Raw genomic sequence first — 22263 nt, 5'->3', positions numbered from 1 at the left:
CTGGTTGTGGTACGACCAGTTCGATCGCCCAATTTTCAGCGTAGTCAACGGCGGCAAAAGCGCCAGTCAAAAAGTGCGTTATTTTTATGCACCCTGGGCATTACCGCTAAACAGTTTACCGTCACGCACCAGTTCGCGGGGATAGCTATTCTTCAGGCGCGAACCAATGCGTTTTGCCAGACCTATCGGCTGATGCTGGAATGTCACCAGAACATCGTCAGTGGCCGGAGAGGTTTGCGGATACACATCGCGACCGCGATACCACTCTTCTGCTTCTTGCGGCGAAAGTTCAAAGGCATTTTTGTGCTCAGGATTGGCCAGCGCAATGATCGCTTCATGCTGCCAGCGGAAGCCTTTGTTATGGGTTTCCGCTAATTTCAGGCCGAGTCGGGAGAAGCGCACTTTGCCAATCATCCCTTCGACAGCCGCCGGGAAAAGCCAGATCTCTTTATCACGTTGCCAGAGGCGCAGGTTTTCATCCCATTGCAGGCCGCTGGCGCTGGCCGCCTGTGTAATCTGTGCTGATTCGCGGCTTTTCACCGGTGTAAACGGAAAATTACCGACTTTATATTTTGGCACCGGTAGCGCAGGGATAGCCTGTGTTTTGCGTAAGCGTGCAACGAAGAAGCCTTCACAGTCATAAATTTGCGGGAAGACATGCAGAAAACCTTCCGGCGTTAATGCCCGCTTTGCATCAGGAAATAAGTCATCTAGCGGGAGGAATTCAACAGCGTCCGGCCAGGTGTCTTTCAGCCACAGACAGACGGCTTCGTTTTCATCGCGATTGAGCGTACAGGTGGAATAAACCAGCGTTCCGCCGGGGCGCAATGCGTGGAATGCACTCTCAATCAATTCGCGTTGGGTGGCGGCGATGTCAAGGTTGCTCTCAACAGACCAATTTTTCAGCGCGTCAGGATCTTTACGCACCACGCCTTCACCTGAACAGGGAGCGTCCAGCAGAATGGCATCAAACATTTCTGGCAGTGCGGCGCCGAACACGCGACCGTCAAAATGGGTCAGCGCAACGTTACTGATCCCGCAACGACTGATGTTCGCATGCAGCACTTTGACGCGGCTGGCAGAAAACTCATTGGCCAGAATCGCGCCCTGGTTATGCATTCTGGCGGCGATTTGCGTGGTTTTAGAACCTGGGGCGGCGGCGACGTCCATGACTCGCTCCGGCGTATTCCCGTCGGCAAACAGTGCAGCGACCGGCAGCATTGAGCTTGCTTCCTGAATATAAAACAGACCGCTTAAATGCTCGGCCGTGCTGCCCAGCGGCAGAGACTCTTCATCATCACGCTCAATCCAAAAACCTTCCTCACACCAGGGAACGGGCGTCAGCGACCAGCCGTAAGGGGCCGTCAACTCGAGAAACGCGGAGACGGAGATTTTCAGCGTGTTGACGCGAATGCTGCGACGTAGCGGACGCTGGCAGGCGGCAAGAAAATCATCAAAACAGAGCGTTGAAGGCATTATCTCACGCATTTGCGTCAGAAAATCATCAGGAAAATAAACGGCGTGTTGAGCCACAAGAATATACCACCGGCAGTAAAACAGGCGCGCAGTGTAGCACAAACGCTCCGGCGCGGGCACGCCGGAGCTCTGCGGTTAACGAGGGAGCGCGGTTCCCCATTCGCGCCACTCTTTGGGTTCGACTTCCAGCAGCAGGAAGTGTTTGCCTGCCTGCGCTTTAGGCGCCAGCGGAGTGCCTGGCGGGGTGGCGAACGCGATACCGCCACGAACGAACTGATTAAAGGTGCCTGTCTTCACGACCCCGCCGGTCAGGCCAAAATCGAGGCTGTAGCCAGATGCCAGCCAGAACACGGAGTTGTTGCGAACGAGGTGCTGATAACGCTGGCTGATGCGCATGGCGATCATCACACGGTCAGACAGCGTTCCTAAGGTCATTCCCGTCACCGTGCCCACTTCAATTCCCCGGAACAGAACCGGCGTACCGATGTTCAGCGAACCGGCTTCAGGGGCTTCAACCACGACGCTCAGGCCATCAAGATAGCGCGAGTCGGTAATGGTGGTTTCCTGTAGCTCGAATTCGCGACGTGGGTTGCCGCGTCCAGGTTCAACGTTGATGTAAGGCTGCAAAATCGTATCCAGATGCTCGACGCCCGCAGCAGAGATTTGCGGGGTGATCACCGAGAAACGGGTGCCGCCCCGGGCGAAGGTTTGCACGTATTCCGGGTAGAGTACCGCTTTGGCCTGAACTTCATTGCGCGCAGTAATCAACTCCAGCGTCTGGATCTGTCCAATGTCGATGCCGAGGTAACGAATCGGCATACCGGCGGCAAGTTTCCCCGCGTCGAAGGCGTGTAAGGTGATTTGGCCGCCGACCGCGCGGGCTGCGGTTTCCGACGCATAAAGGATCCGTTTGTCGCCTTTACGCTGACTGGCGCTGGCACCGCTCAAATTATCGAAGCTGATAGCCCCTTTTAACGCACGGGAGAGCGGGGAGGCTTGCACGGTAAGGCCGCTGCCATTGAGCTGTACTTTCGCGCCGCCTTCGGCCCAGAACACGCTGTTGCTGGTCAGCAAATTGCGGTATTCAGGTTTGATATGCAGATCAATATCAAAGGCATTGGCGCGCGGACGCACAGTGATCACTTCACCCACTTCAAATTTACGGTACAGCACGACGGAACCGGCCTGTACATCCGGTAGCGTTTCGGCGCTGAGGCTGACGGTGGTTGTCGGCAAGTCGCTGAGGCTGTTTTCTACGGCTTTTTCCAGATTGGCATACAGCGGATAACTGGCCTTCATTTCGCCTTTGGTGCCAGGCAAAATTCGAATGCCGCCGCTTATCCATTCACTGGCGCTGGCGCCGAGAAACTCAATGCCGTCCAGACCGACTTTGACATCGACGCGGCTATTGACCACGAATTTACTGTCGCCCTGAACCAGATCGCGATGTTGCGGATCGATAGCGACAGTAAATGTGACGCCTTTGCTGGTGAGTTTACGCTCAATGACCTGACCCACCTGCACCCCGTGCAGAATCAGCGGCTGTCCGGCATCAATGCCGTAGCTTTCCGGCGCGGTGAGGGTAAAGGTCAGCACATTTTGCTCATGAAGCAGGGCTTGTTCGCCCGGCACCACCACAAACTCGCTACGCGGCTCGCCTTCACCGGGCACCAGTTCGAAGGTTTTTCCGGTGAGCAATGCGCTGAGGTTGGCATCGCTGAGCGACAGTTTCGGATTGCGTAGCTCAATGCGTGTCGAATCGCGCAGCAGTGTCACAACGGCAGGATCCACCGTCATTTCACCGGTCACTTTGCCGCCGGGGTTGAGATGCAGTTTGGTTAACTGACCCACTTCCAGCCCCTGATACATCAATGGCGTCGAACCAGCCTTCAGACCCTCGCCGCTGGGCAGCTCAAGATTCACCAGTACGCCACGTTGACTGTGCGCGAGATCCTGGTACAACCCGAAAGCATCGTCCTGCGCGGCGGGCTGAGAGTTGTCCGGGGAGTCAAACGCGATAGCGCCGTTCACCAGCGCCGCCAGACTTTCCAGTTTCACTTTTGCGCCGCTGAGACTGATGTCGGCATTCACCCCCGAGACATTCCAGAAACGGCTGCCTTTTTTCACCAGGTTAGTGAAGCGTCGTTCAATCAGTACATCAATCGTGACCCCCTGTTTGTTGGGGTTGATGGCATAGTCGTAGACACGCCCCACGGGAATTTTACGGAAATAGACCAGTGCGCCACTGTTGAGTGAACCGAGATCCGGCGCCTGAAGATGGATCATTAATTCGCCGTTGTTCAGGCGATATTTTGGTTGGGTATCCAGCGCCACAAAGTGATCGCTGGGTTCGCCTTTTCCGGGCATCATGCCGATATAGTTGCCGCCGACCAGCGCGTCCAGGCCGGAAACCCCCGCCAGAGACGCTTTAGGCGTGACCAGCCAAAACTGCGTATCTTCACGCAGTGCATCTTTCATGTCGGCCTTGATACTGACGCGAACTTTGATTTTGCGTAGGTCTTTGCTCAGATTGATATCTTGCACCGTGCCGACTTCAACCCCTTGATAACGCACGGGGGTTCGGCCAGGAACGATGCCATCCGCCGACATAAAATCGATGGTGACAGTATTACCGCGATCTTCATAACTTCCCCATACCAGCCATCCGGCGATCATCAGGGCAATGAGCGGCAGCAACCAGAAGGGCGAAATACGGCGTTTTGTTTTAATCTGCGCTTCCGTCGGCGAAGCGGGCGTTTCCTGACTCATGTGCATCCCAAAGTAAGCGGCTATCCAGCCATTCGACTGAAAGAATAGTCAATATTACCGCTGCGCCGAAATACAGCGCAGCCGGTCCCATAGTAAAAGCCAGTATCTGATCGCGATTAATCAGAGACATCGTTAATGAAATAACAAAGAGATCCAGCATTGACCAGCGACCAATCCAGGTGACCAGGCGCAGAAGCCGGATACGCATTTGCAGCCCCAGCACCGAGTTGAAATGGATACTGGTCAACAGTGTAAACATCACAATTATTTTGGTAAATGGCACCAGGATACTGGCGATAAAAACCACGGCGGCCACCGCAACATTGCTGCTCGCCAGTGACATAATACCTGAAAAAATAGTGTCTTCCTGACGCCCGCCATTGACATAAATGATCGAAATAGGCATTAGGTTGGCCGGTAGCAAAAAGACGATAGAGGCTAATAAAGCGGCCCAACATTTTTGTATGCTCTGCTTTCTGCGCAATCGCAGTGGGATATGACAGCGAGGGCAACGCCCACGGGGATCGGGGTAACCCGTAAAATGACATCCCAGACAAACGCGCAGTTTTTCGTCGGGACGCCGGGCCGGTTTCTGCGGGTAAAAGCGTTCCCATAACTGCTCAACATTGAGGTGGGATAAAGTCAGAATACTGAGGATCACCAGTGCGATGAAGGCAGTCAGCCCAACACCGGGCAGCAAAAAAGCATAATCCTGCACTTTAATTGATGCCACCGCGATGCCGACCAGGTAGATATCCAGCATGACCCACTCTTTTAACCTTTCCAGCATTAACAGCACCGGGCGCAGGTTCATCCCCAGAATGTTGCCAAACCACAGGTAGGCGATTGACGTCACCAGCACCAGCGGCGCACCGGCAACACAAAAGAGCACCATCGCGCCGGTTATCGGGTCGCCCTGTTTTGTCATCTGCCAGATACCCTGCATCACGTTGGCATCAATGCGTACCCCGAGTAAATAGATGTGCAGCAGCGGTTCGCCCCAGGCAAAAGGCATCAGCAACAGCATCGTGATGGCCATTGCCGCCAGACGTGTCAGCGACCAGTCGCGTCCGTCGCGGATTTTGGCCTGACAGCGCGGGCAGTACGCGCTCTGGTAAGAGCGCATTTTTGGCAGGCTGAACAGCAGGTCGCACTGAGGGCAACGGTGATAATGTGTTCGGGGCAATGCCTCGCCGATGGATCTGACCGCTATTTTTTTCGTTGGCGTGATATGTGGGGTTTTAAGAGCCATGTATCGCGAATCAAAGTGTTAGATTTATGTAATCTTAACTCATGACGGGAATGATCTTGAGCATTAACGCATTTAATGCTTATTTTAATAGGCTGCAATATAAAGTAAGACAACCAAGTGATTATAAAATGAACAAAACAGAGTTATACACGGATCTTCATCGCGACTTTCAGGCATTAATGGCAGGTGAAACAAGTTTTCTGGCAACACTCGCGAACACAAGCGCATTGTTGTATGAACGTCTTTCAGAAGTGAATTGGGCGGGGTTTTATCTGCTTGAAAACGACACGCTTGTATTAGGTCCGTTTCAGGGGAAAATCGCCTGCGTACGTATCCCGGTTGGGCGCGGCGTCTGTGGCACGGCAGTGGCGCAGAACCGCGTTCAGCGTATCGAAGATGTTCATGCTTTTGACGGGCATATCGCGTGCGATGCCGCCAGCAATTCCGAAATCGTACTGCCGCTGACGGTCGGGAATCGGATTTTGGGTGTGCTGGACATTGATAGCACGGCATTTGGCCGCTTCACTGAAGAAGATGAACAGGGTCTGCGTCAGCTTGTTGCACAGCTTGAGGCGGTGCTTGCAATGACGGATTACAAAAAATTCTTTGCGGCCGACGCAGGATAATCAACGGATAACGTAGCAATTACTGATGGCGTCATTATAATGACGCCTGTTCATGCCTGCGGCTAGTTGGCTACGTCCGTTGTAATCAGGAAATTTCATGGAAAATCAACCTAAGTTGAATAGCAGTAAAGAAGTTATCGCATTTTTGGCCGAACGTTTTCCTCACTGTTTTAGTGCGGAAGGCGAAGCGCGCCCGCTGAAAATTGGCATTTTTCAGGATCTGGTAGAGCGCGTTGAGGGTGAAATGAACCTTAGCAAGACTCAACTTCGCTCCGCTTTACGTCTTTACACTTCAAGCTGGCGTTACCTCTACGGTGTTAAACCGGGTGCAACGCGTGTCGATCTCGATGGCAATCCTTGCGGTGAGCTGGATGAGCAGCACGTTGAGCATGCACGTAAGCAGCTTGAAGAGGCAAAAGCTCGCGTTCAGGCGCAGCGCGCAGAACAGCAAGCGAAAAAACGCGAAGCTGCCGCTGCTGCAGGCGAAAAAGAAGACGCCCCGCGTCGCGAACGTAAGCCGCGTCCTGCACCACGCCGCAAAGAAGGCGCTGAACGTAAAGTTCGCGCTGAGAAACCGGCAGCGAAAGCACCTCGTGCACCTCGCGAAGAGCAGCACACCCCGGTTTCTGACATTTCAGTCCTCACGGTAGGGCAGTCTCTGAAGGTGAAAGCTGGTAATAATGCGATGGATGCCACCGTATTAGAAATCACCAAAGATGGCGTCCGTGTACAGCTGAATTCGGGTATGTCTTTGATTGTACGCGCAGAACACCTGGTGTTCTGAAACGGAGGCCAGGCCGGGCATGAACACTTTTTTTAGGCTTACCGCGTTAGCTGGCCTGCTTGCAATAGCAGGCCAGTCATTTGCTGTGGACGACATTACGCGTGCCGATCAAATTCCTGTACTGAAGGAAGAAACACAGCATGCGACAGTGAGTGAACGTGTGACGTCCCGTTTCACACGTTCCCACTATCGTCAGTTCGATCTGGATCAGTCGTTTTCGGCGAAAATTTTCGATCGTTATCTGAATTTACTCGACTTCAGCCACAACGTGCTGTTGGCGAGCGATGTCGAGCAGTTTGCTAAAAAGAAAACCGTGCTGGGCGATGAGCTACGTTCGGGCAAGCTGGATGTCTTTTACGATCTCTATAATCTGGCGCAAAAACGTCGATTTGAACGTTATCAGTATGCGTTAAGCGTACTGGAACGTCCGATGGATTTCACCGGTACCGATACGTTTAACCTTGATCGCAGCAAAGCGCCCTGGCCGAAGAATGAGGCCGAGCTGAATGCGCTGTGGGATGGAAAAGTAAAATTTGACGAGCTGAGCCTGAAGTTAACGGGCAAGACCGACAAAGAAATTCGTGAGACGCTGACGCGTCGTTACAAATTTGCCATTCGCCGTCTGGCGCAAACCAACAGCGAAGACGTTTTCTCGCTGGCAATGACCGCTTTCGCGCGCGAAATCGATCCGCATACCAATTACCTTTCTCCGCGTAACACGGAACAGTTCAATACCGAAATGAGCCTGTCTCTGGAAGGTATTGGCGCTGTGCTGCAGATGGATGATGATTACACGGTCATCAACTCCATGGTGGCTGGTGGTCCGGCGGCGAAGAGCAAAGCGATAAGCGTTGGCGATCGCATTGTGGGCGTCGGCCAGAACGGTAAAGGCATGGTGGATGTGATTGGCTGGCGTCTGGATGATGTCGTTGCGCTAATCAAGGGACCGAAGGGCAGTAAAGTTCGTCTTGAAATCCTGCCTGCCGGTAAAGGCACGAAGACCCGAATTGTTACGCTGACGCGTGAGCGTATTCGCCTTGAAGACCGTGCTGTCAAAATGTCGGTAAAAACCGTCGGCAAAGAAAAAGTGGGCGTGCTGGATATTCCAGGTTTCTATGTTGGCCTGACGGATGATGTCAAAGTTCAACTGCAGAAACTGGAAAAACAGAACGTGAGCAGCATCGTTATCGATCTGCGCACCAACGGCGGCGGCGCGCTGACAGAAGCCGTTTCGCTCTCCGGCTTGTTTATCCCTTCTGGCCCAGTTGTGCAGGTGCGTGACAACAACGGTAAGGTTCGCGAAGACAGCGACACCGACGGCGTTGTCTACTATAAAGGTCCGCTGGTGGTGTTAGTCGACCGCTTTAGCGCATCCGCATCTGAAATTTTTGCCGCGGCAATGCAGGACTATGGCCGTGCGCTGATTGTGGGTGAACCGACCTTCGGGAAAGGCACCGTGCAGCAGTACCGTTCACTGAATCGCATTTACGACCAGATGCTGCGTCCTGAATGGCCGGCGTTGGGTTCCGTGCAATACACAATCCAGAAGTTCTATCGTGTTAATGGCGGTAGTACTCAGCGTAAGGGCGTTACACCCGATATCCTCATGCCGACAGGTAATGAAGAGACTGAAACTGGTGAGAAGTTCGAAGATAACGCGTTACCGTGGGACAGTGTTGATGCGGCAACCTATGTGAAGTCAGAGGATTTAACGCCATTCGGTCCGGAATTGCTCAAGGAACACACTGCACGTATCGCCAGTGATCCTGAATTCCAGTACATCATGAAGGATATTGCCCGTTACAACGCCATGAAAGATAAACGCAACATTGCGTCTCTCAATTTTGCGCAACGTGAAAAAGAGAATAACGAAGATGATGCAATGCGACTGGCGCGTATCAACGACCGCTTTAAACGCGAAGGTAAACCACCGCTGAAGAACCTGGACGATCTGTCGAAGGATTACCAGGAGCCCGATCCGTATCTTGATGAGACGGTGAAAATAGCGCTGGACCTGGCCCATCTTGAGAAAGAGAAGCCTGCGGAGCAACCCGCAGTCACGCAATAACCTGAACAGGCACAAGAAATTGTGCCTGTTTTTTTAACATATGTGGGTGGCCGTCAGACCAGGGCTATCAAATGTAAAGTTGTGTCTTTCTGGTGACTTACAGCCCATTGATGCTTGAAAATAGCAATAAGATCCATACGATGTGGGTAATCGCATAGTGCGTTTTGTTAAGTTGAGGTTAAAAGAAGATTATGATGCGAATCGCGCTCTTCCTGCTGACGAACCTGGCCGTGATGGTCGTTTTCGGGCTGGTGCTGAGCCTGACGGGGATACAGTCGAGCAGCGTGCAAGGTCTGCTGATCATGGCGCTGCTGTTTGGTTTTGGTGGTTCCTTCATTTCGTTGCTGATGTCCAAATGGATGGCGTTGAAATCCGTTGGTGGAGAGGTCATCGAGCAACCACGTAATGAAAGAGAACGCTGGCTGATGAATACGGTCGCGACGCAGGCCCGCCAGGCGGGGATTGCTATGCCGCAGGTGGCTATTTACCATGCGCCAGACATCAATGCGTTTGCTACCGGTGCTCGTCGCGATGCGTCTTTGGTCGCCGTGAGCTCGGGCTTGCTGCAAAACATGAGCCCGGACGAAGCTGAAGCCGTTATTGCGCATGAGATAAGCCACATTGCGAATGGCGATATGGTGACGATGACCCTGATTCAGGGGATTGTGAACACGTTTGTTATCTTTATCTCACGTATTATTGCGCAGATCGCCGCAGGCTTTCTGGGCGGTAACCGTGAAGAAGAAGGTGAGGGCGGTAATGGTAATCCGTTGATCTACTTCGCTGTCGCGACAGTGCTGGAGCTGGTCTTTGGTATTCTGGCGAGCATTATCACCATGTGGTTCTCTCGTCACCGTGAATTCCATGCCGATGCCGGTTCGGCGAGACTGGTCGGTCGCGAAAAAATGATTGCCGCGCTGCAGCGTCTGAAAACCAGCTATGAGCCACAGGAAGCCAGCAGCATGATGGCATTCTGTATCAACGGCAAGTCGAAATCGCTGAGCGAACTGTTCATGACTCACCCACCGCTGGATAAGCGCATTGAAGCGTTGCGCAGCGGAGAATATCTGAAGTAACCGACATCAGTATGCCGGTGAGCTGAACAGGTTCTCCGTAAAGTCTGACTGTAAAAAAGCGCGTCTGATGACGCGCTTTTTTTTACGCGCCTGCCCGGGGTTGTGTGATACGTAAACCACTCACAATAGCCGCCAGCGTAGCCATTATGCCCGCAACCATCAGCGCGGTGTGGGTTCCGCCATCGCCGAACAGGTTCAGCATGAGCGCCACCAGTGCGGCTCCCGAACTTTGCCCCAGTAAACGTGCCGTTCCCAGCATGCCACTCGCACCGCCGCTACGTTCGCGGGGGGCTGAGGTGATGATCGTATGGTTATTTGGCGACTGAAATAAACCGAAACCGGCGCCGCACAGGATCATCGGCCAGATAATACTGATGTCGGAGGGGGCGGCCGGCAACAACACCAGGGAAAACATGCCTGCCGCCATCACCGCCAACCCCAATGCGCCCAGCAGACCCGCGTGTACCTTTTCTATTAAGTAACCGGCAAGCGGTGCCATCACCATGGTGGCCAGCGGCCAGGGCGTTAACAATAGGCCAGTTTCCACTTCGCTTCGACCTAAAACGGTTTGCAGGTAAAAGGGCAGGGACACCAGGGCGAGCATTTGCGCGCAAAAAGAACAAATCGAGGTGCCAATAGAGAGGGAAAACAGCGGGATTCGCAGCAAGTCTACCGGCAGTAAAGGGACCGGAAGCGAAAGCTGGCGGCGAATAAAGAAAAAACCGACAACAAGCATGATGGCGGCCTCGGTGCCGATCAGCAGGAGTGACTGCCCCTGGGCGAATCCACTTAGCGCCGTGATCAGCAGTCCAAACGTTAAAGCGTTCATCACTGCGCTCGGCAGGTCAAAGCGCGGTTTCGTACTGCGCGAGCTGTTGGGCGGCAAAAAGCGCATGGCCAGTAGCAATGCCAGAATGCCTAACGGTACGTTAATCAGAAATAACCACTGCCACGACGCAACAGAGAGGATGGCGGCAGCCAGTGTGGGGCCTGCCGCTGATGATACCGCGACAATAAATGAGTTAATGCCCATTCCCCGTCCAAGATGGCGCTGGGGAAATATAAGGCGAATTAGCGCGGTGTTGACACTCATCAGCGCTGCCCCGCCAAATCCCTGGACGACGCGCGCCATCGTCAGCATTTGCAATGAGTCAGACAAGGCACAAAACAGGGACGCCAGCAGGAAAATCACTAACCCGCATTTGTATATACGTCGATAACCAAACATATCCCCCAAAAATGATAGAGAGAGCAGGGACACCACAATGGCAATTTGGTAAGCGTTAACCACCCAGATTGATATTCCCCTAAATAGCCAATCAGGTTTACCATGCTGGGATTCACTTCTCTCCACGGTACACACAACATGCAACAGCGTACACTCATCTGGTACAAACGAGTTTCCACAGATAAGCAGATTGACGGTCACGGTTTACAGCGGCAACAAGACGCTTTCAATAGCTATCTGAACAATCTCCCGAACCGCGAACAATACCGCATTGAGGAAATCAGTGATGAAGGTCTTTCCGCATTCCACGGTGTAAACGTATCGGAAAGGGGCGGTCTCGGTTCAGTCCTGAAACGTGTAGATTCCGGTGACATCTCATCCGGTTCTATCCTGGTGTGTGAGTCCCAATCCCGCTTAACTCGTTTGCACGTAGTTGAAGCAGCGCTCATCATCCACACACTGAACAAAGCGGGAATAACCATCTGGTCACTATCCGACCATCGAGAAATAACCACACTTGATGATACTGGCGTTATCCTCACGATGATGGATGGCCTACGAAACAACGCATACTCACGTGACCTTGCCGAAAAGGTACGCAAAGTTAAAGAGAGTAAGCAGAAAGCAGCCCGTATTGATGGTACTGGCAATTTAGGCAACGTATGCCCGTACTGGTTGAAGCCTCTGGGAAACGGTAAATTTGAACCAATCCCCGAACACTCAACCACCATCAAGCGTATCTTTGCCGAACGTTTTCAACTCCGTTCTATGTCAGCAATTGCCGCTGGTCTCAACGCTGACAACATCCCACTGATTACTAACCGCACATGGAAGAAGAAAGCAGCGCCACAAGGCTGGACTCAATCCACAATCAAAAACATCCTAAACAATTCACGTGTAATAGGTACTCTCCCAGAATCAGCGCGTAAAGGCTCAGTCTACCCAGCAGTAAAAGGCTACTACGGTGACCCGATTATACCGCTTGAACATTGGCTGGCTTCTCAGGAATCCCTGTCACAGATGGGTAAAAAGGCTGTACGTGATGAAAACAATCCTTTTGCCGTCCGTCTGTTCAAATCACTTACGGATACAGCAAACAAGACTGTGACGCGGTCAACCCTGAACAACAGCAACAGGCGGCAGCCAAACTACTTGCCGCAGGGAACATTTTGTCACGTAAGACACCCCAACATACACCAGCTAAGCCACCACAAGCACTAGCTGGTAAGCAACCAGAAACAGCAACTGTGACCCAACTTCCATCAAAAGCTACATTCAACCCGAATCCGTCCGGTAGGATGTTCGGTTAACCCTTGTGTTGTATTTTTTATAGCACGGATAAGCTATTGCAATACACTCCCGCATCGGTAAAATACACCTTATCGAAATAGGGGAATTATCATGAACGTTGTCACTTACTACCGCATCTCTAAAAAAGGTACTGGCTTAGGTCTGGAATCCCAGAAAGACTATTGTGATTCAGCGATAGCGTCTAACCAGTGGGTCGAAGTGGCAACCTTCACCGATGACGGTATTTCCGGTGCTCTGTCTAATCGTCCAGGCTTACAAGCTGCTATTGCCTACTGTCAGAAACACAACGCTTGCTTACTGGTAGCGAAGATTGACCGCTTATCCCGTAACGTTGCACATGGTTCAGCAATCATGGAACAGGTTTGTGTGAAAGTTGCCACCATGCCAAACGCTGGCAACCTAGAACTGCACATTTATCTTTCACTGGCACAGCAGGAAAGGGAGTTCATTTCCCAACGTACCAAAGATGCACTCAAGAAGTTGAAAGACCGTGCAGACAATGGTGATACCGCTGCACAGCAGAAGGTTGCTAATCGTGATAGCCAGATTCAAAAGGTTATCCGTTTAGGTCAACAGAAGTCTGCACATGTTCGCCAGGCAATGGCACAGGATTACTTGCAGATGGTGGAAGACACAATGTTAGCAGCAGAGGCAAAGGGGCATAGCTCATACCGCCAGATTGCTGCATACATGAACCAGAAGGGCATCAAGACTATCAACGGCAAGGAATGGTCTGTGTCCACTGTACAGCGTCTGAAAGGTCAACGTTCACAGGCTGCTGCTCAGTAACATCTTCACCCGCCTCTGAGCGGGTTTTGTCGTATCTATACAGCCACCAGCGGAGATACTTTAACTGCTTTTGCAAAGTACCAGGTGAGCGCGTTTCCTTCGCCTCTAAGTACCTCGGTTCAGACACCTTTCCCAATACTTCCCAGTAGACCACCAGCAACCATTGTGATAGAGGGGCGCCTGCTGGAAAAAATAAAAAATTAACAAAACGGCGAACTGTTTCTAAAGATGAACTGTAGGTTTATGATACAGAATTACCTCAACATCAGAGACATAGACATGGGCGAAAGTGCAGGAGAGTCGTTAAAGCAGGTGTTGGAAGACAGGCTCAAAAATCCGTTGTGGGGTTTCATTATTCTGGCGTGGGTGTGGTTTAACTGGCCTAACATGGCGATGCTGTTCATGAGTGATTCGCCTGTAAAATTCAGGATAGATTACATTCTCAACCAGGAGCATTTTTACCTTGCCTACATAGTCCGACCATTTGTGATAGGTGGGCTTTTGGCTATTGTCTCCCCCTATGCACAGTGGCTACTCTCCAAAGCTCACAAATGGGCTGATGACCGTTACAGCGATAACATTTTTCAGGGTAAAGAGCGTGTTTATCAAGATGACATCAAGCTCTCTAAGCTGAAAGTTCAGTCAGTGCTGGCAGAGCAAGCCGAAACCGCCAGAATCAACGCAGACATTCAGGCTGACACTGAGCGCGGGAAGCGTGAACAGTTAATCACAGAAGAACTTGAATCCCAGCAAAAAGTGCTTGAGGAGAAAATTGAACTTCTTGGCAAAAAGTTTGAAGAAGAACAACTGGAATTCGAAGAGGTGATAAAGGAAAAGCAAAAGCTTCAAGACCTCGCTGTTCAGATTTCGACCTTGTTGGAAAAATCACTCAGGGTTGATAACAGTCGTTCGGTTGCTCAGTTAGTGGACGAGATTTCGGAGTTGTTTACTGTTGCTGAATTTGAGGAATCCGAGGAGAGAAACGCATCAAAAGTTACTCGGAAGAAGAAAACCCGCGCGGCTGAACTCTTGGAAAAAGTTAAGGCCGCAGAGGATGAAATGGCAAAACACCCCTCGATAGCGTCAAGCGCTTCTCCAATCAGATTAGAAAATGAGTAATGGTGTTATGTGATTGTGTGATAAATAACCGTATTTGCTATTTTACAGCGTATCAATCCAGATTGAACTGGCGGGTGAAGCCTGAAGATCGGCGGCTATCGTTGGGAGCGCGACGTTAGCAATTGCACCGTCGAGGACTGCCATCGAAATACCAATAGCGATGGTGAGAATGGCACCGTACCGTTGAGGAACGGGCAATCCATCTGTCTGGCATTTTTCCATATGAATTCAGAGTCTTTTGGGGATTATGATCAGAGTAATTATTTTAGCATTGATATTCAGGGCTTATGTCGCAGAATTGTCACTAAGTAAGCAAAGATGGATTGCGGGCAATGTAACGTGAAATTATAATAAAAAATTGTTCTGATTTTTATAAAACACTCGTAATGAGGTGATAAATGGCTATCGCAGATCTGGATAAACAACCTGATTCTGTTTCTTCTGTGCTGAAGGTGTTTGGCATTTTACAGGCGCTGGGGGAAGAGCGCGAAATTGGTATTACCGAGTTGTCGCAACGTGTCATGATGTCAAAAAGCACCGTTTATCGCTTTTTGCAGACCATGAAAACGCTGGGGTATGTGGCTCAGGAAGGCGAATCAGAAAAATATTCTCTGACCCTGAAACTGTTTGAATTAGGCGCACGTGCTTTACAGAATGTTGATCTGATCCGTAGCGCTGATATCCAAATGCGTGAGCTTTCGCGTCTGACGAAAGAGACGGTACACCTCGGTGCGTTGGATGAAGACAGTATCGTTTACATTCACAAAATTGATTCTATGTACAATCTGCGTATGTACTCGCGGGTTGGACGTCGTAACCCGCTGTACAGTACCGCGATTGGTAAAGTGCTGCTGGCCTGGCGCGATCGTGATGAAGTCAAACAGATCATGGAAGGGGTTGAGTATAAGCGCAGCACTGACCGTACTATAACTTCTACTGATGAATTGCTGACATTGCTGGATACAGTCCGCGAACAGGGCTATGGCGAAGATAACGAAGAGCAGGAAGAAGGTTTACGCTGTATTGGCGTACCGGTATTCGATCGTTTCGGGGTTGTCATTGCGGGTCTGAGCATCTCCTTCCCGACGCTGCGCTTCTCAGAAGAGCGTTTGCACGAGTATGTCGCCATGCTGCATACGGCGGCACGCAAGATCTCCGAACAAATGGGCTATAACGACTACCCGTTCTGAGTGGCGTTCGCTTCCTGATTTTAAAAAGCCAGACGGCATATACTGCTGGCTGGCTTTTTAAATATGACGTAACCGGTTTACCGCCGGGATCGTTTCAATATTGGATAAGTCAATATTAGCGGGACTCAATATGATGAACGGAAGAATAAATAAGGCATAACAGAGTTATGCCCTGGGGAAATATTCGACAAACAGATTTAGTTATTATCAACCACAACCGTACTTTTTCTCAATACAGGGCAATCTGTCAGACCGATAATACCGCTATTAGTGTGAATATACTGTGCCGTGCTGGTGCCGCGGGCTGTCAGATAGTGGCATTGCAAGCCCAGACCCGCCGCATTCTCCTGACTCCCAATCAAAATTCCATAACCGCTGAGTAGTAAACCTATCCATACCAGAGCAAGCAAGACAATCGCGCGAATGATCAAACGCATTACAACCTCTTTTCTTCTTTCGTTATAATAAGAGTAGCCTCTACATCTGCTGATACAAGTGAATCATTCCTAAAAATACAGAGTGCCGCTACAGTTAGCCCCGGTTTAGGTAACGCATGGTAATTTAGAGTCATAAGATGTGGATTCGGAGAACGGAGTGAAAAAGTTTCGGTGGGTATTCCTGTTAATTGGCGTGCTGGTCTGCCTGTTGCTTTGGGCGCAGGTGTTCAACATCATGTGCGATCAGGATGTACAATTTTTCAGCGGTATTTGTGCCATCAATAAATTTATTCCCTGGTAACTGCATTTTTACAACAGGTGATTACCTTCTCGTGTAGCAGTGCTAAAATGCTCCGTCTACATTGAGGTGGTAAAATGAACGAAGTTCTGAACTCTGGCGCGCTAACTTTCGCGTCTTTAATGGTATCGGTGGTGGTTCTGGTTGTTGGACTTGTTTTATGGTTTTTCGTCAACCGCGCAAGCTCGCGCACCAATGAGCAGATCGAATTGCTCGAATCCTTGTTAGACCAGCAAAAACGTCAAAATGCGTTGTTGCGCCGTCTGTGTGAAGCAAATGAACCAGAAAAAGCGGCTGAGGCGACCCCCGCAGCAAATGCACGGGAAGAGGACGATGACCTCATCCGTCTGGTAGCGGAAAGGTAACCGGAGTGACAGGATGCGAGTGAGCCTGCACAACCTGCGGACACGCCATCCTGTCATCCTTCGCGGTGATGCACTGTTCTGGTGCAAGTGCACAGTTTGATTCTCGTCTGCTATAGACCCCGGCACCGTAATATTTTATCGAACAATGAATATCTTATCCTTGCCTGGATTAATTAATGTTCTTCTCTACGACTAATATATGATTATGCTTTTTTTGTGATGACGATCGTTTTTATTAATAACGAAACGTTTCTCTCACTTTTTTTGGGCATTGCCATCGTATTTTCATTATTTTGATGCACAATGCCGTTGGAGAATTTTGATACATTAATCCATTAAAAAATCAGTCTTTCGTATCTGTTTTTTTTCAATTAGTGTGTTTTTGTTATGTGACAATTTATGCATTACAAAGCATAAAAAGTGATATCTGTCACTAGTGGTGATAAGTTAAGCAACTTGCCTGGAACAACCGAACTTATTGAGCTATGGTAGAAAAGCGCCTGTTCTGACTGCGGTTTGTCAGAGCGGACGCAGAGAGGCGAAAATATATTTTCAGCGGATTTAGCGCATAACTGTGCAGTCGCGCTTTGCCGATTTTCGGGATTTGTGCGACTGATCGAGACACGTTTAAAAATGGCTTGCCATATTTAACGTTGTATGTGATAACACGGCTTGGGTTAAACGAGGTACAGTTCTGTTTATGTGTGGCATTTTCAGTAAAGAAGTCCTGAGTAAAAACGTTGTCGTTGAATACCGCTTCTCTGCCGAACCTTATATTAGTGCCTCAAGCAGTAATGTCTCAGTTTTATCTATGTTATGCCTGCGGGCGAAGAAAACAATCTAAGGAATTTTGCAAATGGCAAAGATTAAAGGTCAAGTTAAGTGGTTCAACGAGTCTAAAGGTTTTGGTTTCATTACTCCGGCTGATGGCAGCAAAGACGTGTTTGTACACTTCTCCGCTATCCAGGGTAATGGCTTCAAAACTCTGGCTGAAGGCCAGAACGTTGAGTTCGAAATTCAGGACGGCCAGAAAGGTCCGGCTGCTGTTAACGTAACAGCTATCTGATCGATACCACTGATTTGAAGCGTTCAGGCGCATCAACCTCAGATATAAAGCCTCGCAAATGCGGGGCTTTTTAATTCAACTTGCGTCAAAACATTTCTGAATCCCCTCCCGTTTGCGCTTTGTTGCAAAACCGCGAAGTTCGTAGCATTGTTTTTCCCGATTTCCCCCACTGTTTTTCGTTAAATCAATCACCTGAAAAGTAAGTTTGCTGGAGACTTGGTGAAAAAGAAAAGCGACGGCGCTGTGGCTAATTTTACCCCCGTGCGTTTTGCGCTGCTTTGTGCGGCAATAGTGGCAAGTATGGGGTTATTACTCGGGCGCCTTGCGTGGTTACAGATTGTCACGCCGACGAACCTGGTCAGGCAAGAGGATATGCGCTCGCTACGTGAAGTCACGACGGCTTCTGTGCGCGGAATGATTACTGACCGGGAAGGGCGTCCGCTGGCCGTCAGTGTGCCGGTGAATGCGGTCTGGGCCGATCCTAAAACCATCATCAGCAAAGGCGGCGTAGGATATAACGAACGTTGGCAAGCACTGGCCAGTACGCTGCATCTGTCGTTAAGTGTGCTGGCAAAGCGAGTTAACAGTAATCCGGCGGGGCGGTTTATCTATCTGGCGCGCCAGGTGTCTCCACAACAAGCACAATGGATCGACAAACTTAACCTTGCGGGGATCAATCTGCGTGAAGAGTCTCGCCGATTTTATCCTGCCGGACATGTTGCGGCTAACCTGATTGGTTTTACCAATATTGACGGGCAGGGCATTGAAGGGGTTGAGAAAAGTTTTAATTCGCAATTGACGGGAAAACCGGGCTCGCGTCTTGTGCGTAAAGACAAGTTCGGGCACGTGATTGAGAACATCACGGAAGTCACGTCTATTCCGGCACATGAATTGCGACTCAGTATTGATGAGCGTTTGCAGACCGTGACGGAAGATGCCTTAGACAATGCTGTCACCTGGAATAAAGCGGAGTCGGGCGCAGCAGTGCTGGTCAGCGTTGCTACCGGCGAAATTCTCGCGATGGCAAGCTTCCCGGATTTTAACCCAAACAATCGCGATGGAGCCGTGCTGGACGATTTTCGAAATCGCGCCATTAGCGACACCTTCGAGCCGGGCTCCACCGTCAAACCATTAGTCATCATGACGGCGCTTAAGCAGGGTATTGTGCAGCCAGACAGCGTGATCGACACGCATCCGTTTAATCTTGACGGTCATCGTATCCGAGATGTGGGCTTCTACCCTGAACTCTCGCTAACCGGCATTTTGCAAAAATCGAGTGACACGGGAGTTTCGCATCTCTCACTGGCGATGCCGGTTCAGCAATTGCTCGATACCTATAAACGCTTCGGATTTGGTACGCCGACAGGACTGGGATTAACCGGGGAGAGTCGCGGCTTGCTGCCCCAACGCCGTTACTGGAGCGATCTCGACCGGGCAACCTTCGCTTTCGGTTATGGTCTGATGGTGACGCCGCTACAACTGGCGCATGTTTACGCTACGATCGGTAGCTTTGGTATTTATCGGCCGCTCTCCATCACCCGTATCGATCCCCCGGTGATTGGCACCCGTGTGATGTCTGAAGATCTGGTCCGCGAAGTTGAACATATGATGGAGAGCGTTGCATTGCCTGGAGGCGGGGGAACTAAAGCGGCGGTGAGAGATTACCGTGTCGCGGTGAAAACCGGCACGGCGAAAAAAATAGGCGATGATGGAAAGTACATCGACAAATATGTGGCCTACACGGCGGGTGTCGCCCCGGCGAGCGCCCCGAAATTTGCGCTGGTGGTGGTTATCAACGATCCGCAGAACGGTGCTTATTATGGCGGGGCGGTTTCGGCTCCGGTCTTTAGCCAGATTATGGGGGACGTATTACGCCTCGAAAACGTTAAGCCTGATGGCATGCCCGCCGATTCTGACCATTTGCTGGTCATGCACGGCAACCGTGCTCCGTCGCCTGCGCACTAAGAGCGCCAGGTTACCTGGTCTGCGGGCCCGCATTCAGGGCGTTTGCGCGCGTTGTTCTGCAACGTGAATTTTTGAGAGTATATTTTCCCGGGGCGCAATTCGCGTTACACTTGCGCCCCGAAGTTATCAGCCGGAGTTGTCATGTCGTTTTCTTGTCCTCTTTGCCACCACCCTCTTGCGCAAGTAAAAAACAGTTTTATCTGTCCGCAACGACATCAGTTTGATGTGGCGAAAGAAGGATATGTCAACTTACTGCCGGTGCAGCATAAACGCTCGCGTGACCCCGGTGACAGTGCGGAAATGATGCAGGCGCGCCGGGCGTTTCTTGACGCCGGGCATTATCAGCCGCTACGTGACGCTATCGTCAATATCCTCAATGAACGTTTACCTCCCCATGCGACTTCGGTTCTCGATATTGGCTGCGGCGAAGGGTATTACACCCATGCATTTGCCGATGCGCAGCCAGAAATCACCGTGTTTGGTCTGGATGTGGCAAAAGTGGCGATTAAGTCTGCGGCAAAGCGTTATCCGCAGGTGACGTTCTGCGTTGCCTCGAGTCACCGTCTGCCATTTGCTGATGCGTCAATGGATGCCATTGTCAGGATATACGCGCCGTGCAAAGCGGAAGAGTTAGCCAGAGTCGTCAAACCGGGTGGGTGGGTGATCACCGCCACGCCGGGGCCACGCCATTTAATGGAGCTCAAAGGGCTGATTTATGATGAGATCCGCCTGCATGCGCCGCACACGGAGCAGATCGACGGATTTACGTTACAGCAGAGCGTGGCGTTGAACTATCCGATGAGCCTTAGCGGCAGTGAGGCTGTAGCATTGTTACAGATGACGCCTTTTGCATGGCGGGCGAAACCCGAGGTGTGGGAAACGTTGTCAGCCAGTGAGGTGTTTGACTGCCAGACCGATTTTAGCCTTCACCTCTGGCAGCGCGACAGTTAGCCGTAAAAATGCGCCCAGAGGATCTGGGCGCCAATGCCAATCAGCACGATCCCGCCTAAAATTTCAGCGCGTTTGCCCAGCATCGGGCCAATGAATCGGCCGATCATCATTCCCAGCGTCGACATGCAAAGCGTAGCGCAACCAATGGCCAGCGCAGTCGCGATGATATTTACCTGCAGGAAGGCTAAACCGACCCCAACGGCCATTGCATCCAGACTGGTGGCAATGGCTGTAGTCACCAACAGCCAAAAGCTGTGACGGCGCAGGGGCTCTGCGTCTTCGTCATCGTTATCACGAAAGCCTTCAATGATCATACGCCCGCCGAGGAAAATCAGCAGCAGGAAGGCTATCCAGTGGTTCCATTCGAGAACGAATTTGCTTGCCAGCATCCCCATGCCCCAACCAATCAGCGGGGTCAGCGTTTCGACAGCGCCAAAAATAAGGCCGGTGCGCAGCGCTTCGGAGAATTTGGGTTTATGCAGGGTAGCGCCTTTACCAATCGACGCAGCGAAGGCGTCCATCGACATGCCAAAAGCGAGAAGAATTGTAGCGGTAACATGCATGACAGTGTCCTGACCGGGGTTTCCATAAAACACATCACCGCCCCCAGCAAACATGCCCCCAACGCGCATCTGTGATGACAGTATTCGCATTCTGGTTGGCATAGCAGTTGATGTGCATATGGTCTCGCCTGACTGAGAGTTTCAGTCCGTACGCGCCACGTTTTTCAACGAGTATGTTGACGCGTACATTTCCGGAGTCTGGAAATCGGCTACTCCCCAAATGACGGCGCAACCTTAACATATTTTGAGAATATAAAACAACAAAGGGGAAATAATATTTTACTTCTAATTGAAAACGATTTTCATTTAGATTTAAATATCAATGAAAGGTTAAAAGGAATAATAATTTTAGCTATTAAAATATAGCCTGAGCTATGTTTGTCGTTGGCTGATATACCAGGATATAGTTCAGGCTATATTATTAACTCATTGAGAAGAAACGAGAAGTTTATATATTCCTTCTAGGTCGTCTATATTTCGTACGCGGACCAGTAATCGGCGTTGTTCTAATTGCATCACCAGCACGCCATCCTCGGATAAATTCATTTCTTTAATCCGGTTATATTCTATCCACACATTGGCGAAGAAGAAGCCTTTTGGCTTGAAGATGATTTTGGGCGCCCGGATCCAAAACAGATACAACCCCATTAATACCAGACCACATAATAACCATGTGGTGGTTTGCGGTCCGTGGCTGGTAGCGTTGTTATAGATAAGAATGAGCACCAGGCCAACAAAGATGACACTGTCCACACGACTGCGACGCAACAGGGGAACAGAAAGCAGGGTGGAGCCGTGACGGCGGGGCATGATGAACTGATCGTAAATGGCAAATGCCAGCAACACGGCAATAAAGAGAACCAGCACCAGGTCCGTGATTGTCATGAATCCTCCAAATAAAAACCGGGGGCAGGCCCCCGGTAAAGTACA

Annotated in this window: 20 protein-coding genes, 2 pseudogenes and 1 riboswitch; of the genes and pseudogenes, 14 read left to right on the top strand and 8 right to left on the bottom strand. The window is 50.8% G+C overall.

Features of this window, described 5'->3' with window-relative positions; translation table 11 throughout:
- Window positions 1–84: 84 nt before the first annotated feature.
- The 3 genes from rsmF to yebS form a co-directional block, all read right to left on the bottom strand.
- Window positions 85–1533, bottom strand: a complete 1449-nt coding sequence (gene rsmF, locus JM656_RS12835; protein ID WP_203358125.1) for a 16S rRNA (cytosine(1407)-C(5))-methyltransferase RsmF — start codon at window positions 1531–1533, stop codon at window positions 85–87.
- A gap of 78 nt (window positions 1534–1611) precedes the next feature.
- A complete protein-coding gene (locus JM656_RS12830) occupies window positions 1612–4245 on the bottom strand; it encodes a PqiB family protein (RefSeq protein WP_203358124.1) in 2634 nt (877 codons plus the stop codon).
- Window positions 4202–5497: a membrane integrity lipid transport subunit YebS gene (gene yebS / locus JM656_RS12825; RefSeq protein WP_203358123.1), complete on the bottom strand. Its 1296-nt coding sequence runs from the start codon at window positions 5495–5497 to the stop codon at window positions 4202–4204. The genes JM656_RS12830 and yebS overlap by 44 nt, the downstream gene beginning before the upstream one ends.
- A gap of 128 nt (window positions 5498–5625) precedes the next feature.
- On the opposite strand from yebS, the gene JM656_RS12820 reads away from it, so the two are divergent.
- The 4 genes from JM656_RS12820 (at window position 5626) to htpX (ending at window position 10051) form a co-directional block, all read left to right on the top strand.
- Window positions 5626–6123, top strand: a complete 498-nt coding sequence (locus tag JM656_RS12820; protein ID WP_203361286.1) for a GAF domain-containing protein — start codon at window positions 5626–5628, stop codon at window positions 6121–6123.
- A gap of 97 nt (window positions 6124–6220) precedes the next feature.
- Window positions 6221–6907 (top strand): RNA chaperone ProQ, encoded by a 687-nt coding sequence (gene proQ, locus JM656_RS12815; protein WP_203358122.1) that lies wholly within the window; start codon window positions 6221–6223, stop codon window positions 6905–6907.
- 19 nt (window positions 6908–6926) lie between these two features.
- Window positions 6927–8975, top strand: a complete 2049-nt coding sequence (gene prc / locus JM656_RS12810; RefSeq protein WP_203358121.1) for a carboxy terminal-processing peptidase — start codon at window positions 6927–6929, stop codon at window positions 8973–8975.
- 191 nt (window positions 8976–9166) lie between these two features.
- Window positions 9167–10051: a protease HtpX gene (gene htpX / locus JM656_RS12805; RefSeq protein WP_203358120.1), complete on the top strand. Its 885-nt coding sequence runs from the start codon at window positions 9167–9169 to the stop codon at window positions 10049–10051.
- Window positions 10052–10133: 82 nt separating this feature from the next.
- Here htpX and JM656_RS12800 read toward each other — a convergent pair.
- A pseudogene (locus JM656_RS12800) lies at window positions 10134–11351 on the bottom strand (MFS transporter); the annotation flags it as partial.
- A gap of 66 nt (window positions 11352–11417) precedes the next feature.
- Between JM656_RS12800 and JM656_RS12795 the strand changes: the two are divergent.
- The 3 genes from JM656_RS12795 to JM656_RS12785 all read left to right on the top strand — a co-directional run bounded on the left by JM656_RS12795 (window position 11418) and on the right by JM656_RS12785 (window position 14498).
- A complete protein-coding gene (locus JM656_RS12795; protein WP_203358118.1) occupies window positions 11418–12500 on the top strand; it encodes a recombinase family protein in 1083 nt (360 codons plus the stop codon).
- A 180-nt stretch (window positions 12501–12680) separates the two neighbouring features.
- Entirely contained in the window at window positions 12681–13379 is a 699-nt protein-coding gene (locus JM656_RS12790) for a recombinase family protein (protein WP_203358117.1), read from the top strand.
- Between the two features lie 279 nt (window positions 13380–13658).
- Window positions 13659–14498: a hypothetical protein gene (locus JM656_RS12785; protein ID WP_203358116.1), complete on the top strand. Its 840-nt coding sequence runs from the start codon at window positions 13659–13661 to the stop codon at window positions 14496–14498.
- Window positions 14499–14552: 54 nt separating this feature from the next.
- Here the strand turns inward: JM656_RS12785 and JM656_RS12780 are convergent.
- Window positions 14553–14720, bottom strand: a pseudogene (locus tag JM656_RS12780) (MFS transporter); the annotation flags it as partial.
- Between the two features lie 176 nt (window positions 14721–14896).
- Between JM656_RS12780 and kdgR the strand changes: the two are divergent.
- Window positions 14897–15688, top strand: a complete 792-nt coding sequence (gene kdgR / locus JM656_RS12775) for a DNA-binding transcriptional regulator KdgR (RefSeq protein ID WP_192611926.1) — start codon at window positions 14897–14899, stop codon at window positions 15686–15688.
- Window positions 15689–15885: 197 nt separating this feature from the next.
- Here the strand turns inward: kdgR and JM656_RS12770 are convergent, their stop codons facing one another.
- On the bottom strand, window positions 15886–16125 hold the full coding sequence (locus JM656_RS12770; protein WP_203358115.1) for a YobH family protein: 240 nt from the start codon (window positions 16123–16125) through the stop codon (window positions 15886–15888).
- A gap of 157 nt (window positions 16126–16282) precedes the next feature.
- Between JM656_RS12770 and mgrB the strand changes: the two genes are divergently transcribed.
- The 6 genes from mgrB (at window position 16283) to rlmA (ending at window position 20770) form a co-directional block, all read left to right on the top strand.
- Complete coding sequence (gene mgrB, locus JM656_RS12765; RefSeq protein WP_203358114.1) at window positions 16283–16426, top strand: PhoP/PhoQ regulator MgrB; 144 nt, start codon at window positions 16283–16285, stop codon at window positions 16424–16426.
- 74 nt (window positions 16427–16500) lie between these two features.
- On the top strand, window positions 16501–16788 hold the full coding sequence (locus JM656_RS12760) for a YebO family protein (protein ID WP_203358113.1): 288 nt from the start codon (window positions 16501–16503) through the stop codon (window positions 16786–16788).
- A gap of 700 nt (window positions 16789–17488) precedes the next feature.
- Window positions 17489–17632: a DUF2627 domain-containing protein gene (locus tag JM656_RS12755; RefSeq protein ID WP_192611929.1), complete on the top strand. Its 144-nt coding sequence runs from the start codon at window positions 17489–17491 to the stop codon at window positions 17630–17632.
- A 12-nt stretch (window positions 17633–17644) separates the two neighbouring features.
- Entirely contained in the window at window positions 17645–17854 is a 210-nt protein-coding gene (gene cspE / locus JM656_RS12750) for a transcription antiterminator/RNA stability regulator CspE (protein WP_001062678.1), read from the top strand.
- Window positions 17855–18073: 219 nt separating this feature from the next.
- On the top strand, window positions 18074–19819 hold the full coding sequence (ftsI, locus tag JM656_RS12745; protein ID WP_203358112.1) for a peptidoglycan glycosyltransferase FtsI: 1746 nt from the start codon (window positions 18074–18076) through the stop codon (window positions 19817–19819).
- A gap of 141 nt (window positions 19820–19960) precedes the next feature.
- The gene (rlmA, locus tag JM656_RS12740) at window positions 19961–20770 is read left to right on the top strand and encodes a 23S rRNA (guanine(745)-N(1))-methyltransferase (RefSeq protein ID WP_203358111.1); all 810 of its coding nucleotides are present in this window, start codon (window positions 19961–19963) and stop codon (window positions 20768–20770) included.
- Here rlmA and mntP read toward each other — a convergent pair.
- A complete protein-coding gene (gene mntP / locus JM656_RS12735) occupies window positions 20767–21333 on the bottom strand; it encodes a manganese efflux pump MntP (protein WP_192611932.1) in 567 nt (188 codons plus the stop codon). The two genes, rlmA and mntP, sit on opposite strands and share 4 nt — an antisense overlap.
- A gap of 130 nt (window positions 21334–21463) precedes the next feature.
- A riboswitch (yybP-ykoY riboswitch) is annotated at window positions 21464–21564 on the bottom strand.
- A gap of 195 nt (window positions 21565–21759) precedes the next feature.
- The gene (locus JM656_RS12730) at window positions 21760–22218 is read right to left on the bottom strand and encodes a DUF986 family protein (RefSeq protein ID WP_203358110.1); all 459 of its coding nucleotides are present in this window, start codon (window positions 22216–22218) and stop codon (window positions 21760–21762) included.
- Window positions 22219–22263: the final 45 nt, after the last annotated feature.

It is taken from the genome of Citrobacter sp. R56 (genome assembly GCF_016811995.1).
GTDB lineage: Bacteria > Pseudomonadota > Gammaproteobacteria > Enterobacterales > Enterobacteriaceae > Citrobacter_D > Citrobacter_D enshiensis.
The sequence above is the reverse complement of the archived record's forward strand: the minus strand, read 5'-3'. Positions and strand labels throughout refer to the sequence as shown.

What these genes read in the sequence shown, in the direction of transcription:
- JM656_RS12830 (WP_203358124.1), bottom strand. Translation starts at nt 4,245, where the DNA reads ATGAGTCAGGAAACGCCCGCTTCGCCGACGGAAGCGCAGATTAAAACA.
- yebS (WP_203358123.1), bottom strand. Translation starts at nt 5,497, where the DNA reads ATGGCTCTTAAAACCCCACATATCACGCCAACGAAAAAAATAGCGGTC.
- JM656_RS12820 (WP_203361286.1), top strand. Translation starts at nt 5,626, where the DNA reads ATGAACAAAACAGAGTTATACACGGATCTTCATCGCGACTTTCAGGCA.
- proQ (WP_203358122.1), top strand. Translation starts at nt 6,221, where the DNA reads ATGGAAAATCAACCTAAGTTGAATAGCAGTAAAGAAGTTATCGCATTT.
- prc (WP_203358121.1), top strand. Translation starts at nt 6,927, where the DNA reads ATGAACACTTTTTTTAGGCTTACCGCGTTAGCTGGCCTGCTTGCAATA.
- htpX (WP_203358120.1), top strand. Translation starts at nt 9,167, where the DNA reads ATGATGCGAATCGCGCTCTTCCTGCTGACGAACCTGGCCGTGATGGTC.
- JM656_RS12795 (WP_203358118.1), top strand. Translation starts at nt 11,418, where the DNA reads ATGCAACAGCGTACACTCATCTGGTACAAACGAGTTTCCACAGATAAG.
- JM656_RS12790 (WP_203358117.1), top strand. Translation starts at nt 12,681, where the DNA reads ATGAACGTTGTCACTTACTACCGCATCTCTAAAAAAGGTACTGGCTTA.
- JM656_RS12785 (WP_203358116.1), top strand. Translation starts at nt 13,659, where the DNA reads ATGGGCGAAAGTGCAGGAGAGTCGTTAAAGCAGGTGTTGGAAGACAGG.
- kdgR (WP_192611926.1), top strand. Translation starts at nt 14,897, where the DNA reads ATGGCTATCGCAGATCTGGATAAACAACCTGATTCTGTTTCTTCTGTG.
- JM656_RS12770 (WP_203358115.1), bottom strand. Translation starts at nt 16,125, where the DNA reads ATGCGTTTGATCATTCGCGCGATTGTCTTGCTTGCTCTGGTATGGATA.
- JM656_RS12760 (WP_203358113.1), top strand. Translation starts at nt 16,501, where the DNA reads ATGAACGAAGTTCTGAACTCTGGCGCGCTAACTTTCGCGTCTTTAATG.
- JM656_RS12755 (WP_192611929.1), top strand. Translation starts at nt 17,489, where the DNA reads ATGTGTGGCATTTTCAGTAAAGAAGTCCTGAGTAAAAACGTTGTCGTT.
- cspE (WP_001062678.1), top strand. Translation starts at nt 17,645, where the DNA reads ATGGCAAAGATTAAAGGTCAAGTTAAGTGGTTCAACGAGTCTAAAGGT.
- rlmA (WP_203358111.1), top strand. Translation starts at nt 19,961, where the DNA reads ATGTCGTTTTCTTGTCCTCTTTGCCACCACCCTCTTGCGCAAGTAAAA.
- mntP (WP_192611932.1), bottom strand. Translation starts at nt 21,333, where the DNA reads ATGCATGTTACCGCTACAATTCTTCTCGCTTTTGGCATGTCGATGGAC.
- JM656_RS12730 (WP_203358110.1), bottom strand. Translation starts at nt 22,218, where the DNA reads ATGACAATCACGGACCTGGTGCTGGTTCTCTTTATTGCCGTGTTGCTG.